Origin of the sequence: Aeromonas sp. ASNIH2 (assembly GCF_002934795.1) — a bacterium.
GTDB lineage: Bacteria > Pseudomonadota > Gammaproteobacteria > Enterobacterales > Aeromonadaceae > Aeromonas > Aeromonas caviae.
Window position 1 is genome coordinate 2960563 of the sequence record NZ_CP026406.1, and the last position, 17067, is coordinate 2977629.

Sequence of the window (17067 nt, forward strand, 5' to 3'; positions counted from 1 at the left end):
GAAAGCGGTGCCAGGTCTGTGAGCGCGATCGAGTTTTCGTTATGAAAACGTTATCTTGTTGATGCGGATTGGTTTTTTTTGCCCATCTGCTCACATTTACGGCAATTCCCGCTGATTAATATGACACCGCTCGGCAATGACCGGGTACTCGGATATCGAGACTAACTACAGCGGGAATTATAAAAAAATGGATATGAAAAAGACCAAAGTGGCGCTGGTAACAGCCTCACTGCTCGCGCTTTTGTCAGGCTGTAACGACAACAGTTCTTCTGCTCCTGCCCCTCAGGATGAGCCCGTCGCTCGTCTTCCCAACGTCCAGCCCCCGGCCGAACTGCTGACGGCCGGCCCCGACGAAGCGGTCATCGCCCTGGTGGATACCCAGACCAGCGCGGCGCGCGGTGTCACCGGCCCGTTCGCCAGCCACAACCTGCACCTGTGGAACAACGACGCCTGCAACTCGACCTCGGAGGGCGGCCTCAACACCGGTTGGGATGACAAGAGCAAGACGCCGTCCGCGGCGGACAGTTTTGGTCCGGCCTGGGTCGTGCCGCTCTCCAAGATGGAAGGCTGCATCAACTTCATCGCCCGCAACGGCGATCTCGCGAACCTGACCGGCAGCGACATGAAGGTGGTCTTCAGTGATCACCCGGATCGCACCGTGGCCATCGTCGCCGGCAAGAACGAGATCTTCGGCAGCCGGGCGGAAGCCTTCACCGCCGCCTTCGGCGTGGCGGGGGCCAGTGCCCATCTCATCGACGACAACACCCTGATTTGGCAAGGGGGCAAGGACAAGCCCTATGTGCGCCTCTACTACACAGAGTCAGGCACCATCACCGCAAACAGCGAGGGTGTATTCGATTTTCCCTACCTCAAGCTGACCCCGACCAGCCTGACCGAAGAGCAGCAGGCCAAATACCCGCACCTCAAGGATGCCGCCGCCTTCGCCCTGCCTGCGGGGAAAGATCTCAAGCCCCTGCTCAAGGGTGAGCTGGTCGCCATCGGGACCGATGCGGACGGCATCCTGCAGGGGGCGACCCTGGTGCAGAGTGCCGGTGCCCTCGATGCCCTTTACAGCGAAGCGGCCACCAAGCTGGCCTACGGCGCCGTGGTGGAGGGAGGCAATGTCACCTTCCGGCTCTGGGCGCCGACCGCCAAGTCAGTCAAGCTGGCGCTGTTCGACGAGCAGCACAAGTCGCTTGGCGAGCGCGCCATGACCCTGGACGAGGCCAGCGGCAGCTGGAGCGTACAGGGGGGCAGCGATCTTGTCGGCAAATACTACCGCTACGATATCCAGGTCTATCACCCGGTCAGCCGCAAGCTGGAATCCTATCAGGTGACCGACCCCTACTCCCTGAGCCTGGCGATGAACTCCGAGTTCAGCCAGGTGGTGGATCTCGACGATCCGGCCCTCAAGCCGGAAGGCTGGGACAGCCTCAAGGCCCCCCACAGCCAGAAGAACCCCGCCGACATCACCATCTATGAGGCCCACGTCCGGGATCTGACCGGCAACGACGAGTCGACGCCGGTGGATCACCGCGGCAAGTTCCTCGGGCTGACCGACAGCGACAGCGTGCCCGTCACCCACCTGAAATCCCTGGCCAAGAGCGGCGTTAGCCACCTGCACCTGCTGCCGGTGTTCGACATCGCCACCGTCAACGAGGATCCGGCCAAGGTGGCCAACATCGGTGATGACTTCAGCAAGCTGTGCGAGGTCAATCCCGAGGTCAAGAACTCCAGGTTTGCCAGCCACTGTGGTGGCGGCGAGACCATCGAAGCCGTGCTCGGTGATCTGCAAGCCAGCGACAGCAAGGAAAACCCCGTGGTGCAGGAGCTGTACGGCTACCTGCGTGGGGTTGACTCCTTCAACTGGGGCTATGACCCCTACCACTACACCACCCCGGAAGGCTCCTACGCCACCAATGCGGAGGGGACGACCCGGATCAAGGAGTTCCGCGAGATGGTGCAGGCCATCAAGCAGAACATCGGCATGAACGTGGTGATGGACGTGGTCTACAACCACACCAACGAAGCGGGTCTCGGTTCCAAATCCGTGCTCGACAAGATTGTGCCCTGGTACTACCAGCGCCTCAATCCGGAGACCGGTTCGGTGGAAAACTCCACCTGCTGCTCCAACACGGCGCCGGAACACGCCATGTTCGCCAAGCTGATGGATGACTCTTTGGTCACCTGGGCACGGGACTACAAGATCGATGCCTTCCGCTTCGACCTCATGGGCCATCACCCGAAAGATCAGATGGTGCAGGCCCTGGCCGAGGTGAAGAAGGTCAATCCGGACATGTACTTCTACGGCGAGGGGTGGAACTTCGGCGAGGTGCAGGATGACAAGCGCTTCGTGCAGGCGACCCAGAAGCACCTGGCCGGTACCGGCATCGGATCCTTCTCCGACCGGCTGCGTGATGCGGTGCGCGGCGGCAGCCCGTTCGACGGCGGCGAAGCCATTCGCAAGACCCAGGGCTTTGGCAACGGCGCCCTGGTGGATGCCAACGAGCTGGACGGCGTCGATCTCGCCACTGCCCTGCATCAGTCCGATCTGGTGCGCCTCGGCATGGCGGGCAATCTCAAGGAGTTCGTGCTGACCGACAAGGACGGCATTCCGAAGAAAGGCTCCGACATCGACTACAACGGTCAACCGGCGGGCTATGCCCAGGATCCGACCGAAATCCAGAACTATGTCGACAAGCACGACAACCAGACCCTGTTCGACAACCTGGTGTACAAGGCACCCGCCGGGGCCGACCTGGTGCGGATGCAGGGGGTCTCTCTGGCGACCGCCATGCTGGGTCAGGGCATTCCCTTCACCCACGCGGGTGTCGAGCTGCTGCGTTCCAAGTCCATGGAGCGGGACAGCTACGACTCCGGTGACTGGTACAACCGGGTCGACTACGGCTTAAGTGACAATAATTTTGACAAAGGGCTGCCGCGCAAGGACAAGGACGAGGCCAACTACGAGCTGATCGAGCAGGTGCTCGGCCAGCACGCCAAGCCGGGTTCGGCCGAGATGCATCAGATGGTGAACTTCTACCAGGAGCTCTCCGAACTGCGTCAATCCTCTCGTCTGCTGCGTCTTGGCAGCGGCGCCGAGGTGATCAAGCGGGTCGACTTCCGCAACACCGGCCCTGAGCAGATCCCGGGTCTCATCGTGATGAGCGTGGATGACGGGGTGGGCGCCGGTGCGGATCTGGATCCGGCCATCGACGGCCTGGTGGTGATGATCAACGCCACCAATCAGCCCCAGAGCATCGGCGATTTCCGTGACGGCAAGGATCAGCCCATCGATCTGACCGGCATGGTCCTGAGCGGTGCCCACCGTGACTCCGACAGCATCGCCAGCGGTGCGGCCAATGACAGCGGTCAGCTGACCCTTGGCGCCTGGTCGGCGGCGGTGTTCGTCAAGCCGCAGAGCGGTGCCCAGGGCGCGGGGCTGCCGGTGAGCAAGAAGACGGATCTGAGCACCTTGCCTCCCTTCGGTGACACCGAGGTGTTCGTGCGCGGTTTCCTGAATCAGTGGGATCCGGTCAACAAGATGAACTTCAGTGGCAATTTCACCTATGAGTTCACCACCGAGGTGACGGCGGATCAGCTGGGGTCGACCCAGGTGAAGATCGCTGGCAACGAGTGGAGCGGCCCCGTCAATTACGGCAAGTGCAGCGATACCGACCAGCTTGCGACCGGCCAGGTCAATACGCTCTGTGCCAATGGCGGGGATCTGCCGTTCAACGTGGAGAAGGCTGGTACCTACAAGTTTGTCTTCACCGCCATGAACAAGGACAAGCCCACCCTGAGTGTCAGCTACACCGAACCGGCGCAGAGCTGCAAGGTGCTGGATACCGTCGCGGGCAATCCGCTCGGCTTCCCGCTCTATGTGCGCGGCAGTCTGAGCGACTGGAACGCCCAGCCGGCCTACCAGCTGAGCTACAAGGGGATGGAAGGTAACCTCGCCATCTATCAGGCCGCCTTCAACTACGCGGGCAGCTTTGACTTCAAGTTTGCCAACGACGATGGCAACTGGAGCAAGCAGTTCTTCGTGAAGGATGCCGGTGGCACCCTGATCGCACTGGAGCCCGAGCAGGTTTACCCGCTCCAGCACGGCGACGGTGGCATGGGCAACAACAGCATCACGCTGGAACAGGGTCTGTGGAGCTTCCTGGTGAAGGTTGACCCGACCCAGACTTCCGGCGAGGTGGGCAGCGTCATCATCCAGGAGTGCAGCGCCAAGTAAGTCTTTCCCATCGAGCCCGGGGCTGGCTCGGCAGCCCCCGGGTTGAATTCCGCCTCGCCAAGGGCGGGATAACACCGAGAGAGTAAGCAAAGCGCGACTGCCGACCGGCAGCCGCGCTTTTTCTTTGCTCGTGGGCGAGGCAATAAAAAAGCCGCCCCGTTGGAGCGGCTGTTGGTTGTTCAGTTTACGGCCGGCCTAGCGTTTTCGCAGCAGGCGCAGGGCGTTGGCGGTGACCAGGGCGGTGGCGCCGGTGTCGGCCAGCACCGCAATCCACAGGCCGGTGATGCCGAGCAGGCTGGTGACCAGGAAGATGGCCTTGAGCCCCAGCGCCAGCGCGATGTTCTGGTGGATGTTGGCCAGTGCCGCGCGGGAGAGCCGGATCATGGCGGCGACCCCGCCGAGCTGGTTGTAGGTCAGCGCCGCATCGGCGGTCTCCAGCGCCACGTCGGTGCCGCCTCCCATGGCGATGCCGATGCTGGCCCGCTTCATGGCCGGTGCATCGTTGATGCCGTCGCCGATCATCGCGACCTTCTGGCTGAGGCCGAGCTTGGCGATTTCATCGACCTTGCCCTCCGGCAGCAGGCCGGCGCGCCAGCCCATGCCGAGCTCGCCGGCGATCGCCTCGGCGGCGCGGGGGTTGTCCCCGGTCAGCATGATGCTCTGCAGGCCGAGCTGGTTGAGCTCCTGCAGCGCCGCAGCCGCCTCGGGGCGGATCTGGTCGCGCAGGGCCAGCAGGGCGGCCGGGGCGGCGTTGGGCTGACCGAGCACCACCACTGTCTTGCCTTGCTGCTCCAGGGTGGCGACCCGGGCCAGCATCGCCGCATCCAGGGTGGCGACCCGGCTCGGTGCCAGCAGCTGCCAGAGGACTCCGTCGATGCGACCCTCTACCCCCATGCCGGGCAGGGCGCGCAGCTCCTGGGCCGCCGCCAGGGCAAGACCCCGCTTCCCTGCCGCCGTCACCACGGCGCGGGCCAGCGGGTGGTGGGAGCCCTGCTCGATGGCCGCCGCCAGCGCCAGCAGGTCGGCCTCCGGCTGGCCATCGAGGCTCACCAGTTCGGTCAGCTGCGGCTTGCCCAGGGTCAGGGTGCCGGTCTTGTCAAAGGCCAGGGTATCGATGTGGGCGAGGCGCTCCAGCGCGGCGCCCCCCTTGATGAGGGCACCCTGCCGGGTGGCTGCCGCCAGTGCCGAGGTGACCGCCGCCGGGGTGGAGATGACCAGGGCGCAGGGGCAACCGATCAGCAGCAGCGCCAGCCCGCGATAGACCCACTCGTCCCAGATCTGGCCGAAGGCGAGCGGCGGTACCAGCACCACCAGCAGGGCGACCAGCATCATGGCCGGGGTATACCAGCGACTGAAGCGATCGATGAAACGCTCGATGGGGGCGCGCTGGGTCTCGGCCTCCTCGATGAGGTGCAGGATGCGGTCGATGGCGTTGTTGCCGGGCTCTGATACCACCTCAAGGCGCAGCACCCGATCCGCCGCCAGACTGCCGGCGGGGACCTTGTCACCCCGGCGGCGCTCCACCGGGATGGATTCGCCGGTCAGGGCGCTCTCGTCAAAGGCGCCGAGGGGGTCGAGCAGGCGGGCATCGGCGGCCAGGCGGGCACCCGGGGCGATTTCGATGATGTCACCGGGGCGCAGCTGGTCGGCAGCGACTTCTTCCCGTACCTCGCCCTCGGCAGTGGTGCGGATGCGCAGCGCCTTGTCGGGCACCAGCGCCATCAGGGCGGTGACCCCGGCGCGGGCGCGGCCGGCGGCGTAGGCTTCCAGATGTTCCCCCAGCATGAACAGCAGCAGCACCATGGCCGCTTCGGCGGTTTCGCCGAGGAACAGGGCCCCCACGGCGGCGACCGTCATCAGGGTCTCGATGGCGAAGGGAGAGCCGCTTCTGGTCAGTGCCCACGCCTTGCGGGCGACGGGCCACAGTCCCCAGAGGGTGGCCAGGGTAAAGAGCGGCTGACCTAGCTGGGCCGGCAACAGGGCCGCCACCCCCATCAATCCGGCGAGCGACAGGGGCTGCCAGTATTTGCCGAGCAGGTTACTGACCCTCTGCATCAGCGGGCTGCGGCCCGGTTCGCTGCGAGCCGTGTTCTGAACGCCCCCTTTGAGCTGGAAGCCGGCGGCCAGCACGGCGGCGGTAACGGGGTCGGGGGAGAGGCCGGGGGCCAGATCCACCACCAGCTTCTCGGTGGCAAACAGCACCCGAGCCTGCTGTACGCCCTCCACCCGGCTGACGGCGGTCTCTATCTTGCGTGCACAGCTGGGACAATCCATGCCCAGCACCTGCCAGCTATGGCGGCGGCTGTTTTGCTCGGGGGTAGCCAGCGGCGGCTCGGTCGCGGCGGTCGTGTGGGCGTGCCCCTGCTCATGATGATCGTGGTCGTGGGCTGTGTCGGTGGCGCAAGTGCCTCTGGGGGGCTCTTCATCACTCGAGCCGTCTGCGCCACTTTGCCCCTGATGATCGTGGCGGATCGGGTTGGCGACACCACTGGCCTGTGCCGCGTTGTCGCAGCAGTGGCTGGTGTGGCTGTGCCCGGCCTGTGGGGTGGCGGCCTTGCTGACGGCCTTGATGGAGGCGGCGGCGTGTTGATGGCTGCAGCAGGATTTGCTCATGATGCGTTCCTCTTGAGGGATCCCGCCCCTGCGGGATCCTGGATGACTGAGCCGAGTGTAAACCTTGGTGTAAAGTCCAAGGTCAAGCCCTCTTCTCCTCTTTGTCCGGGGCCATGTCAGTGGCCGCTGAGCTGCCTCTGGAGCAGGGGGGATGCAAAGGGATGCCAAATCCCTTTCATTAGCGGGTGTTTGTCATCCCGTGGCGGGCCTATACTGGGGACCCTGGATCCCACATCAATCATCAAGGACCTAACATGAGCAATACCGTCACCCTGCAAGGCAACCCCGTCTCCGTCTCCGGCCACTTCCCCGTTGCCGGTGAGCAGGCCAAGCCCTTCTCCCTGGTTGCTGGCGATCTGTCCGATGCGACCCTGGCGACCTTCGCCGGCAAGCGCAAGATCCTGAACATCTTCCCGAGCGTCGACACCCCGACCTGCGCCACTTCCGTACGCAAGTTCAACGAGCAGGCAAGCGCCCTGAACAACACCGTCGTGCTGTGCATCTCCGCCGACCTGCCGTTCGCCCAGGCCCGTTTCTGCGGCGCCGAGGGTCTGGACAAGGTGGTGAACCTCTCCACCCTGCGTGGCGTCTCCTTCCTGCAGGACTACGGCGTGGCCTTCTCCTCCGGTCCGCTGGTGGGTCTGGCTGCCCGTGCCATCGTGGTACTGGATGAGCATGACAAGGTGCTGCACAGCGAGCTGGTGGCCGAAGTCGCCGACGAGCCGAACTACGCCGCCGCCCTGGCCGTTCTGTAAGTCGCGCCACAGGCTGATTGCCTGACGGCCTGCCCCGTTCACACGGGGCAGGCCGTTTTTATTGCGCTCCCGAACCTTTTACTTATGGGGTGGGTCTGGCTAGACTTCGCCTCCACATCCTCGTTCAGCTTGTATCTGCGATCCCCATGACGTTTGACGAACTCGCCCTTGACCCCGCCCTGTTGCCCCTGCTGCCCGCAGCGCTGGAAAAACCGACCCCCATTCAGCAGCTAGCCATTCCTGCTGCCTTGTCAGGACGGGATCTGCTTGCCCTGGCCAGGACCGGCAGTGGCAAGACCCTGGCATTCGGCCTGCCGCTGCTGCAGAGGCTGGACGCAGCCAGTGACCGGGTACAGGGATTGGTACTGGTCCCCACCCGGGAGCTGGCAAGCCAGGTGAGCGCCGCCCTGCAGGAGATTGCCGACGGGTTGGGGGTGCGCCTTCTGACCCTGTGTGGCGGGGTGGCCCAGGAGTGGCAGGAGCAGGAACTGGCTCTCGGCCCCCAACTGCTGGTGGCGACCCCCGGACGGTTGCGGGACTTGCTGGCCCAGCAGACGCTGGGGCTGGGTGCCCTGCGCATGCTGGTGCTAGATGAAGCGGATCGCCTGCTGGAGATGGGGTTCTGGCCCGATATCCAGTGGCTGATGAAGGCAATGCCGGAGGCGCGGCAGCAGATGCTCTTCTCCGCCACCTTGCCGGTCGAGCTGGAGAGCCTGGCCTCGGGCCTGCTGCAGGATCCGGTGCGCATCGAGGCCGAGCCGCTCAACAGCCTGGTGAACGACATCGAGGAGCGGCTCTATCTGGTCAACAGGAGCAGCAAGGTGCCTGCGCTGATCGCCCTGCTGGAGGCCGGAGAGTGGCCCCAGGTGCTGGTCTTCATCAGTGCTAGGGACGGCGCGGACGGGGTGGCCAAGAAACTCGCCAGGGCTGGCATGACGGTGGCAGCCCTGCACGGAAACAAGGATCAGGCCACGCGGGAGCAGGCGCTGGCGGATTTCAAGGAGGGCAGGGTGCGGGTGCTGGTGGCCACGGATCTGATGGCGCGCGGCATCCACGTGGAGGCATTGCCGGTGGTGATCAATCTGGATCTGCCGGAGCATGCGCCCGTCTACGTGCATCGTATCGGTCGTACCGCCCGTGCCGGGCAGAGCGGTCTGGCCATCTCCCTTACCTGCCACGGGGATGGGGAGGCGCTCGAGGGGATCCGGGCCCTGACCGGTCGGCCCCTGCCCCTGGCGGCGCTGGCAGGTTTCCCGGTGACCGACAAACCCGCCAGCGGGGAGAGCAAACGGGCGCCAAGAGACAAGCAGGCGAACCGTCGCACCCAGGGCAAGCGCAGCATCAAGCAGTTCAAGGGCAAATCCTGAGACGGACTTCTTGCCCCCGGCGGGAGCCTGTCGTCGTGAAGGAGAGGAGAGATCGGCAGCGCGCCCGGGGGCGCGCCAAACTACACGGCAAGGGGGGCAGTCGTGGAACTGGTTGATCAGGCGGGAGAGGTTTTGCAACCGCTCCACCAGCAGGGTGATGCCATCGAGGGCCTGACGGCTGTTGTCCGCGGTATGGCTCGCCAGTTGGTGGATCTGGTGGATCCCCTGATCCAGGGTGCTGGTGACATCCGCCTGCTGGCTCACCGCCTGGGCTATCTCGTCGCTGGTGTGGGTCACCCGGGCCAGCATCCGGTTGATCTGGTCGAGCACCTCGGCGGTGGCCCCCATGTGCTGCTGGCAGAGCACTGATGTCTGGGCCCCCTGCTCCATGCCATCGGACAGTTGCCGGGTGCTCTGTTGCAGCGCCCCTATCATGTCGCTTATCTCGCCGGTGGAGCTGCGGGTCTTCTGGGCCAGGGCCCGAATCTCGTCGGCCACCACCGCAAAGCCGCGCCCCTGTTCACCGGCCCGTGCCGCCTCGATGGCCGCATTGAGGGAGAGCAGGTTGGTCTGATCCGCAATCTGCCCGATCACCTCCAGAATGCCGTTGATCTTCTGGCTGTCCTGGGTCAGGCGCGCCAGCACGCCCTGGCTGGCGTCCAGCTCCTGATGAAGCCTGTCGACCGAATCCCGGGTGGTGGCCAGCGCCTGCTGGCCACTGGCGGAAACCTGCTGGACCTCGCCCACCAGCGCATTGGCCTGGTGGGCATTGTCAGCCACATCGCGGATGGACTGGCTCATCTGGGTGATGGCCGCCGCCAGTTGCTCGCTCTGGGCCCGCTGCTGTTGCAGGTGAGTGTCTATGGTCTGGATATGCCCCCTGTCATCCTCCGCCGCCTGCAGGATCTGCTGGTTGGTGTCCGCGCTGCGACCCACCACGGCGCGCAGCTCCGCCTTCTTCATGCGCAGCAGCAGTTCAAGGGCGGCCAGGCTGTCCTGACGCCTGGCATAGAGTACCTGGCAAAGGGCGCTGCCCTGCTCCTCGCCCGCCATGGCCAGCAGCCTGGTCAGCCGCCGTTGCAGATGCCAGCCATGCCCCATCTGGGCCAGCAAGCAGAGCAGGGTGATGACGCCCCACCCCGGCTGGCCGGTGACCAGACTGGCCCCCATGCCGAGCAGGGCGGTGCCAGAGAGCAGCAGACACAGCTGCCCCGGCTCCAGGGTCAGCCGGGTCAGCCAGGGCAGTGCCTTGCCGTCACGGATCCGGGCATAGAGCTGCTCTGCCCAGGCGATGTCGTGATCCTGGGGACGGGTGCGGACAGACTGGTATTCGATGATCTGCTGCTGATCGTTGAGAATCGGCGTGACGTAGGCGTTGACCCAGTAGAACTGACCACTCTTGGCGCGGTTCTTTACCAGCCCCATCCAGCTCTTGCCTTGTTGCAGGCGGCGCCACATGTCGGCGAACGCGGCCTTGGGCATGTCGGGGTCGCGGACCAGATTGTGGGGCTCCCCTTCCATTTCGGTCGCGCTGTAGCCCGCCACATCGCAAAAGTGCTGGTTGGCATAGGTGATGTGACTGGCGGGATCCGTGGTCGAGATCAGTGATATGTGATCGGGGAAACGGATCTCCCCTTCGTGCCGGGTTGTGGTCATGTGCCCATCCTGAATGAGCCAAGTAACTGATAAAGTTATTTTTTATTTTTGTGATTGTTACGGCGTCATTGTAGATGCGGACTGTTACACCACCTTGGCTTGGGTCAATAAATCAACACGGGAAAGGCTGAAAAAAGTCGTAGATGGCGGGCTCAGCCGCGGGGAGTGAAGTCGTGGATCTCCCCCGTCCTCGGTTTGAAGCGGGGGTCATTGTCTTCTGCGCTGGCGACCCAGGCCATGGCCTGGCAGAAACTCTCCTGCTTGGCGAAGGCATCCCGGGCCTGATCGATGGCTCGTTCGGCATTGCGCCGCTCCATCTTGCTGGCCTTGCGGTCGCTGAACTGCTTCTGCTGGCTCAACATCCATTCGAGGAAGGCCTGACGGCATTCGGTTTCATCGGCGGCCTTGGCGGGAAGGGCAACAAACAGGGCAATCAGGAGCAGAGCACGCATGGCAGGATCGGATCACGGGGTTGATGAATGAAAAGAGGCGGCATTATATGCCGGGAACTTGAACAGGAACAGTGCCAGGAGGGGTCAGGTGTCCCGACCCCTCCCCGGACTCAGTGTTTGACGAGGTAGAGCTGACGGCTGTAGGCCACGTCTTCCGGGTTGTTGATGGGATACCCCTTGAGCCAGGGCTTGATGAGCCGGGCATTGGTGTACTGGTAGATGGGGGCGATGGGGGCCTCCTTCTGCAAGATGGCCTCGGCCTCATCAAACAGGCGAGCCCGCTCTGCGGGATCCTGACTGTTGGCCGCCTGCGCCAGCAGCTTGTCGTAAGCCGGGTTGGCGAACCGGGCCATGTTGCCGCTGTGGCCCGATCCCCAGAGCCCGAGGAAGGCGGAGGGGTCGTTGTAATCGGCGACCCAGGAGGAGCGGATCACCTCGAACTGGCCGCTTTGACGGCTGTCGAGATAGGTTTTCCACTCCTGGTTGGTGAGCTCGACCCGGGCCCCCAGCTTCTGTTTCCACTGGTTGGCGATGGCCAGTGCCATCTTCTTGTGAATTTCCGCCGTGTTGTAGAGCAGGGTCAGCTTGAGGGGATTGCTTGGGCCGTAGCCCGCTTCTTTCAGCAGGGCTCTGGCACGCTCGTCCAGCGACTGCTGACTGCTGGTGGAGAGCAGATTGGGCTTGGGGTCGAAGTCGGCGGTCACGTCCGGGGTGAAGTGGTAGGCCGGTTTCTCCCCGGTTCCCAGCACCTTGTCGGCAATCAGGCCCCTGTCGATGGTGTAGGAGAGCGCCTGGCGCACCCGCACATCATTGAGGGGCGGGCGTTGGGTGTTGAAGGCGTAGTAGTAGGTGCCGAGCTGTTCCGGGGTATAGACCTCCCCCGGGATCTGGGCCATCAGGCTCTGGTACTGCTCCTTGGGGAAGGATTCGGTGATGTGCAGATCCCCGGCCAGATAGCGGTGGGTGGCCGCGCTCTCCTGGTTGATGGGCACGAAGGTGACGCGGGTCAGCACCGTGTGGGCGCGATCCCAGTAGTAGGGATTGGGCGTCAGCTCCAGTTTCTCGTTCACCACCCGGTGACTCAGCACGAAGGCGCCGTTGCCCACCAGCTTGCCGGGCTGGGTCCACTGGTTGCCATATTGTTCCATGCTGGCCCGGTGCAGGGGCGACAGGCTGGGATGGGTCAGCAGGCTCAGGAAATAGGGCACCGGCTGGGAGAGGGTCACCTTCAGGGTATGGTCATCGACGGCCTCCACCCCGAGCGCATCGGGGGCCAGCTTGCCTGCCACTATGTCGTCCACCTTGTCGAAGCGGGCAAGCTGGGCAAACCAGGCGAAAGTGGCGGCTTCCCTGGGGTCAACCAGCTTGCGCCAGCCATAGACGAAGTCGGCGGCCTGCACGGGATCGCCGTTGGACCAGCGGGCGTCCGGTCGCAGATGGAAGGTGAAGCGCTGGTTGCCCTGGTTGTCCCAGCTGGCGGCCACCCCGGGCTGCACCTTGCCGTCCGGCCCCTGGGTCAGCAGCCCCTCGTAAAGGTCTCTGAGGACCTGCAGCTCCGGCAGTCCCACCAGCTTGAGAGGGCTCAGGCTCGCCGGTTCATCCTTGAGATGACGGACGACAGCCTGTTCGGCGGCGAGTGGGGTGCCGGGTGGCACATCGGCAGCCTGGACGCAGGCACAGCCCAGCAGGGCCAACAGGGGGCTCCATCCTTTCATGGTGAATCCTTCAAAATGTGTGAAGCGGGGAGAAAACTCGGCGAGAATGCATCGCCGGCAGATGGGAAATCATGATATCCCCTTTGCTGGTCAGACCGCCAGCATGAGTCCCATTGATATCCGATGCGGCTGTCAACGAAGGGGCGCCGTGAGCGCCGGGAAAAGGAGAGAATGATGAGAGCATGGATCTTGTTGGTCTGCGTGCTGAGCCAGGGCGCCTGGGCGTTGGCCCCGTGCGAGAAGAGCAGCCCGGTGGGAAGCTGGTGCGAGGTGAACATCGAGGCGCTGCACCCCACCCAGGGCGGTGTGGGGCAGTTGCAGGTGGATACCACTGCCCGGGAGCTGGCGGACAAGAGCGAGAAGCAGCTCGACAAACTGATGAAAAAGAAAGAGATCCCCATCGTCATCGCGCCGGATGGGGGTTACTGGCTGGTGGACAGGCACCACCTGACCAAGGCGCTGTGGCAGCAAGGGGTGAAGCAGGTCAGGGTAAAGGTGATTGCACGGTTGCAGGACAGGGCCAATTTCTGGAGCCAGATGCAGAACAACCACTGGGCCTGGCTCAAGGATGAACGGGGTCAACCCCTGACTCCCGAGCAGTTGCCCGGCCATATCGGTGAGTTGCCGGATTATCCCTACCGCACCCTGGCGGGGCTGTTGCAGGATGCGGGCTACTTCAGCAAGAAGGATCAGGTCTACTTCGTCGAGTTTGCCTGGGCCAGCTGGCTCGGCCAGCAGATGGCCTGGCAGCCGATCGATGAGGTCAACCTCGCGGATCGCCTCGCCGAAGCCAAACGGCTGGCGTGCAGCAGCAAGGCGGCGGATCTGCCTGGTTACCCCGGCAAGCAGTGTCGCGTCAATCAGCCCAGAACGGCGGGTTAAGGGATCCTGCACAAAGGGTCTGGTTGATATTTGTTCTCGATTGGCCATGATACAGACTCCACTCGTGTCGGCAAAGGAGAGGAACATGGAACATCAGAACTGGCAACGTTACATGCTGGAGGCGGAGAATGCCCTTGGCATGGGGGCTCTGGGCACGGCGATCTGCCTCTATCAGCAGGCTCTGGGGGAAGTGTATGAGCTGGCCTCCGGGGATCTGGACGAACTGGCCAGCATGCGGGTCGCCACCTGTCACCGCATGGCCGATTTCTGGCGTGCCATGGAAGAGCCCGCCTATGAACTGCGCTACCTCAAGCTCGCCTCCGAACTGGTCACCGCCCTGGTGCCCCAGTGCCCCAACCGGGAGTGCGAATCTCTCATCAGCGAGCTGGGCTGCTGCCGCGCCGCCCTGCTCTCCTTCTTGAAGCGCCACCCCAATCCGGAGATCGCCCGGCTTATCCAGGTGCAGGACAGGGTGCAGGGCTGCGAGCTGATAGGCCGGTTCCGTCTCAACTGAGTTCAGCGCCGTTTTTGCAGCTTGCTGGCGATGCGGCTTTGCGCCTCTTCCCCTTGGAGGGCCAGGGCGAAGGCGCGCGCTTCCAGGTCGATGACGAAATGCACCGCCTGTTTGAGCTCCTGCTTGAGCAGCGCCTTGCTCTTCTGGAGCGCCATCGGCGGCTTGGCCGCCAGTTTCAGTCCCTGCTCCCGAGCGAAGGGGAGCAGGTCCGCCGGGGCCAGCACCCGGTTGGCGAGCCCGAGACGCAGCGCCTCTTCTCCATCGATGGGCTCTGCCAGCAGCAACAGCTCCGCCGCCTTGAGGTGACCGACGGTGCGTGGCAGCAGCAGGCTGGCGGCAAACTCCGGCACCAGTCCCAGCTCGACGAAAGGCAGCTGCAGCCGGGCGTTGTCACCCAGATAGACCAGGTCGCAGTGCAGCAGCAGTGTGGTGCCGATGCCGACTGCCGGGCCGCCCACGGCGGCGATCACCGGTTTGGGGAAGTCGGCCAGGGTGTGCAGAAATTGCAGGATGGGATCGTCCGGCTCAAGGGCGTGCTTGTCAACAAAGTCGGCCAGATCGTTGCCGGCGGTGAAGCACTCCGCCTGGCCTTGCAACAGCAGCACATGGACCTCTTCGTCCCGGGCGGCCTGGCGCAGTGCGTCGGTCAGCGTCAGATACGTCTCCGTGTTGAGGGCATTGCGCTTTTCCGGGCGATTGAAGGTCAGGGTGAGCAAGCCGTCCTGCTGTTCGGCCAGAATTGTGAGGGCCATGTCTGAATCCTTGTTGTCGGGGGCTGTCAAAAGCTTGCCACAGGGGTAAGCTTTGTCTCGTTTAACAACATCATAAAAGGATTTCAACCATGTTTAAACGTGCGTTTTATTCCACCATGGCACTGCTTCTGGCCGCCCCGGCCCTGGCCAAGGTCGACGCAGTCGATGGTTATGTGCGTCTGCTGCCCCCTGGCTCGCCGAACACGGCGGCGTTCATGGTGCTCAGGAACGATGGGGACAAACCGGTGAAACTGGTGGCGGGAGCGTCCCCTGAGGCGGGCCGTGTCGAGCTGCACACCCATTTGCACGAGAACGGCGTCATGAAGATGCGCCAGGTGGAGAGCATCGAGATCCCGGCCAAGGGGGAGGCCGTGCTCAAGCCCGGCAGCCTGCACATCATGTTGTTCGACATCCATACCCTGGCCCAGGGCACGCCCTTCCCGCTGACCCTGACCCTGGACGATGGCCAGACGCTGTCACTGAGTCTGCCCGTGAAGCCGGTCGAACCCATGAAAGGGATGAAGCACTGACATTTATGGACGCTTGTTCAGCTTTTTACTCTAGGTATTCCTTGCCCAGCGGGTAAAATGATGGCCTTTCCAGTCCAAAATGGAGCGAAGTGATGAAGAAGACCCTGATTGCCGGCACTGTGATGGCTCTGCTCAGCCATGGGGCCATGGCCGCCAATGACTGGCGTTTTGCGGCGGGTGCCGATCTGTGGAATGCCCAGGGAAGTGGCCAGGTCAGCAGCGTGGGTGCCGATGGCAGCTACGACGAGAACTACAACTGGAGCGGCTACCTGCAACTGGAGCACGGCATCCTGCTGCTGCCCAACGCCAAGTTCGAAATGTCCGACTTCAGCAGCAGCGGCGGCAGCTTCAACAACGATCTGCTGGCTTACGACCTGAGCCTCTACTATCGCCTGTTCAACAACGACCTGTTCCAGATCGACCTGGGTCTGACCGGTCGTCGCTACGACGGTGATTTCAACACCCAGCACTACTCCTATGACAAGGATGTGCTGATGGCCTACACCGGCGCCGAAGTGCGCATCCCGGGGACCGGCTTTGCCGCCTTCGGCGATGCCCGCGTGCAGGATGCCGACAACTACGACTACCGTCTGGGCGGCTCCTACAAGTTCTCTTCCGTGCCGCTCAAGATCCGCGCCGGCTGGCGTGAGGCCGAGATGGACTTCGATCGCGTCGATCAGACCATCGACGGCTGGTTCATCGGTGGTGAATTCACCTTCTGATCTCCCTGAGGAGCACACATGGGCCACATCATAGTGACTGGCGCGGGGTCCGGACTGGGCCGCGCCCTGACCATAGGGCTGGTTGAACGCGGCCATCAGGTTTCCATGATGGGTCGCCGTTACCAGAAACTGCAGGAGCAGGAAGAGCTGCTCGGCAAGGCGGTGATCGGCATTGCCGCCGATCTCGCACACCACGAAGAGGTGGATGTCGCCTTTGCCGCTGCGGTGGAGTGGGGCGGCCTGCCCGACATGGTGATCCACTGTGCCGGTGTCGGCGAGTTCGGCCCGGTGGGTGTCTACACCGCCGAGCAGATCCGCCGGGTGGTGGAGAGCAATCTCATCTCTACCATACTGGTGGCCCAGCAGACGGTGCGTCTCATCGGCGACCAGGGCGGCGTGCTGGCCAATGTGCTCTCCTCCGCTGCCCAGACCGGCAAGGCCAACGAGAGCCTCTATTGCGCCTCCAAATGGGGCATGCGCGGCTTTCTCGAATCCTTGCGGGCCGAGCTGAAGAGTGCTCCCCTGCGACTGGTGAACCTCTATCCGAGCGGGATCCGCAGCGAGTTCTGGGAGAATTCGGATCACGTGGATTCGAGTGGCTTCATGACGCCGGAGGACGCGGCAGCCTACATGCTGGATGCGCTGGCCGCGAGAAGCAGCTGCCATGTGACCGATCTCTTTATCGGTCGCAATAGTTGAGATAGTGGGCTCCGGCCCTTGCCGCCCAGAAGAGCAGAAACAAAAGGCGCGCCATTTGGCGCGCTTTTTCATTGATGTGCAGTGCTAAATTATCTGCTTGCCTGCCTCTCTTTACGCCGGGCCATCATGGATGTGAAGGCGGGTAAATTCAGTGCCGACATGGCATGGAT

12 protein-coding genes and 1 pseudogene are annotated in these 17067 nt (G+C 63.6%); 8 read left to right on the plus strand and 5 right to left on the minus strand.

What is annotated here, in order from left to right; genetic code table 11:
* Positions 1-187 precede the first annotated feature (187 nt).
* The gene (gene pulA, locus C3F36_RS14100) at positions 188-4240 is read left to right on the plus strand and encodes a pullulanase-type alpha-1,6-glucosidase (protein WP_104455268.1); all 4053 of its coding nucleotides are present in this window, start codon (positions 188-190) and stop codon (positions 4238-4240) included.
* Positions 4241-4435: 195 nt separating this feature from the next.
* Here pulA and C3F36_RS14105 read toward each other — a convergent pair whose 3' ends face one another.
* Positions 4436-6853, minus strand: coding sequence for a zinc/cadmium/mercury/lead-transporting ATPase (locus C3F36_RS14105; protein WP_104455269.1), 2418 nt, complete (start codon positions 6851-6853; stop codon positions 4436-4438).
* Positions 6854-7107: 254 nt separating this feature from the next.
* Between C3F36_RS14105 and tpx the strand changes: the two genes are divergently transcribed.
* Entirely contained in the window at positions 7108-7608 is a 501-nt protein-coding gene (gene tpx, locus C3F36_RS14110; protein ID WP_010672853.1) for a thiol peroxidase, read from the plus strand.
* A 146-nt stretch (positions 7609-7754) separates the two neighbouring features.
* Positions 7755-8975 (plus strand): DEAD/DEAH box helicase, encoded by a 1221-nt coding sequence (locus C3F36_RS14115; protein WP_104456059.1) that lies wholly within the window; start codon positions 7755-7757, stop codon positions 8973-8975.
* A 105-nt stretch (positions 8976-9080) separates the two neighbouring features.
* On the opposite strand, the pseudogene C3F36_RS14120 reads toward C3F36_RS14115, so the two are convergent.
* The 3 genes and pseudogenes from C3F36_RS14120 to C3F36_RS14130 all read right to left on the minus strand — a co-directional run.
* Positions 9081-10631, minus strand: a pseudogene (locus C3F36_RS14120) (methyl-accepting chemotaxis protein); the annotation flags it as partial.
* Between the two features lie 152 nt (positions 10632-10783).
* Complete coding sequence (locus C3F36_RS14125) at positions 10784-11083, minus strand: hypothetical protein (RefSeq protein WP_010672856.1); 300 nt, start codon at positions 11081-11083, stop codon at positions 10784-10786.
* A 110-nt stretch (positions 11084-11193) separates the two neighbouring features.
* Positions 11194-12798 (minus strand): peptide ABC transporter substrate-binding protein, encoded by a 1605-nt coding sequence (locus C3F36_RS14130; protein ID WP_104455270.1) that lies wholly within the window; start codon positions 12796-12798, stop codon positions 11194-11196.
* 174 nt (positions 12799-12972) lie between these two features.
* On the opposite strand from C3F36_RS14130, the gene C3F36_RS14135 reads away from it, so the two are divergent.
* On the plus strand, positions 12973-13680 hold the full coding sequence (locus C3F36_RS14135; protein WP_052814963.1) for a ParB-like protein: 708 nt from the start codon (positions 12973-12975) through the stop codon (positions 13678-13680).
* A gap of 85 nt (positions 13681-13765) precedes the next feature.
* The gene (locus C3F36_RS14140) at positions 13766-14194 is read left to right on the plus strand and encodes a DUF2753 family protein (protein WP_010672859.1); all 429 of its coding nucleotides are present in this window, start codon (positions 13766-13768) and stop codon (positions 14192-14194) included.
* Positions 14195-14196: 2 nt separating this feature from the next.
* Here C3F36_RS14140 and C3F36_RS14145 read toward each other — a convergent pair whose 3' ends face one another.
* Complete coding sequence (locus C3F36_RS14145) at positions 14197-14946, minus strand: enoyl-CoA hydratase-related protein (RefSeq protein WP_199769599.1); 750 nt, start codon at positions 14944-14946, stop codon at positions 14197-14199.
* 89 nt (positions 14947-15035) lie between these two features.
* Here C3F36_RS14145 and C3F36_RS14150 point away from each other — a divergent pair, with 89 nt between their 5' ends.
* The 3 genes from C3F36_RS14150 (at position 15036) to C3F36_RS14160 (ending at position 16897) form a co-directional block, all read left to right on the plus strand.
* Complete coding sequence (locus tag C3F36_RS14150; protein ID WP_039039478.1) at positions 15036-15476, plus strand: copper chaperone PCu(A)C; 441 nt, start codon at positions 15036-15038, stop codon at positions 15474-15476.
* 92 nt (positions 15477-15568) lie between these two features.
* A complete protein-coding gene (locus C3F36_RS14155; protein WP_043155850.1) occupies positions 15569-16198 on the plus strand; it encodes a TIGR04219 family outer membrane beta-barrel protein in 630 nt (209 codons plus the stop codon).
* Between the two features lie 18 nt (positions 16199-16216).
* Positions 16217-16897 carry an SDR family oxidoreductase gene (locus C3F36_RS14160; RefSeq protein WP_104455272.1) on the plus strand — a complete coding sequence of 227 codons (681 nt, stop codon included), beginning with the start codon at positions 16217-16219 and terminating at the stop codon, positions 16895-16897.
* Positions 16898-17067 lie beyond the last annotated feature (170 nt).

Coding starts and splice junctions, on each gene's coding strand:
- pulA (WP_104455268.1), top strand. CDS start 188: ATGGATATGAAAAAGACCAAAGTGGCGCTGGTAACAGCCTCACTGCTC.
- C3F36_RS14105 (WP_104455269.1), bottom strand. CDS start 6,853: ATGAGCAAATCCTGCTGCAGCCATCAACACGCCGCCGCCTCCATCAAG.
- tpx (WP_010672853.1), top strand. CDS start 7,108: ATGAGCAATACCGTCACCCTGCAAGGCAACCCCGTCTCCGTCTCCGGC.
- C3F36_RS14115 (WP_104456059.1), top strand. CDS start 7,755: ATGACGTTTGACGAACTCGCCCTTGACCCCGCCCTGTTGCCCCTGCTG.
- C3F36_RS14125 (WP_010672856.1), bottom strand. CDS start 11,083: ATGCGTGCTCTGCTCCTGATTGCCCTGTTTGTTGCCCTTCCCGCCAAG.
- C3F36_RS14130 (WP_104455270.1), bottom strand. CDS start 12,798: ATGAAAGGATGGAGCCCCCTGTTGGCCCTGCTGGGCTGTGCCTGCGTC.
- C3F36_RS14135 (WP_052814963.1), top strand. CDS start 12,973: ATGAGAGCATGGATCTTGTTGGTCTGCGTGCTGAGCCAGGGCGCCTGG.
- C3F36_RS14140 (WP_010672859.1), top strand. CDS start 13,766: ATGGAACATCAGAACTGGCAACGTTACATGCTGGAGGCGGAGAATGCC.
- C3F36_RS14145 (WP_199769599.1), bottom strand. CDS start 14,946: ATGGCCCTCACAATTCTGGCCGAACAGCAGGACGGCTTGCTCACCCTG.
- C3F36_RS14150 (WP_039039478.1), top strand. CDS start 15,036: ATGTTTAAACGTGCGTTTTATTCCACCATGGCACTGCTTCTGGCCGCC.
- C3F36_RS14155 (WP_043155850.1), top strand. CDS start 15,569: ATGAAGAAGACCCTGATTGCCGGCACTGTGATGGCTCTGCTCAGCCAT.
- C3F36_RS14160 (WP_104455272.1), top strand. CDS start 16,217: ATGGGCCACATCATAGTGACTGGCGCGGGGTCCGGACTGGGCCGCGCC.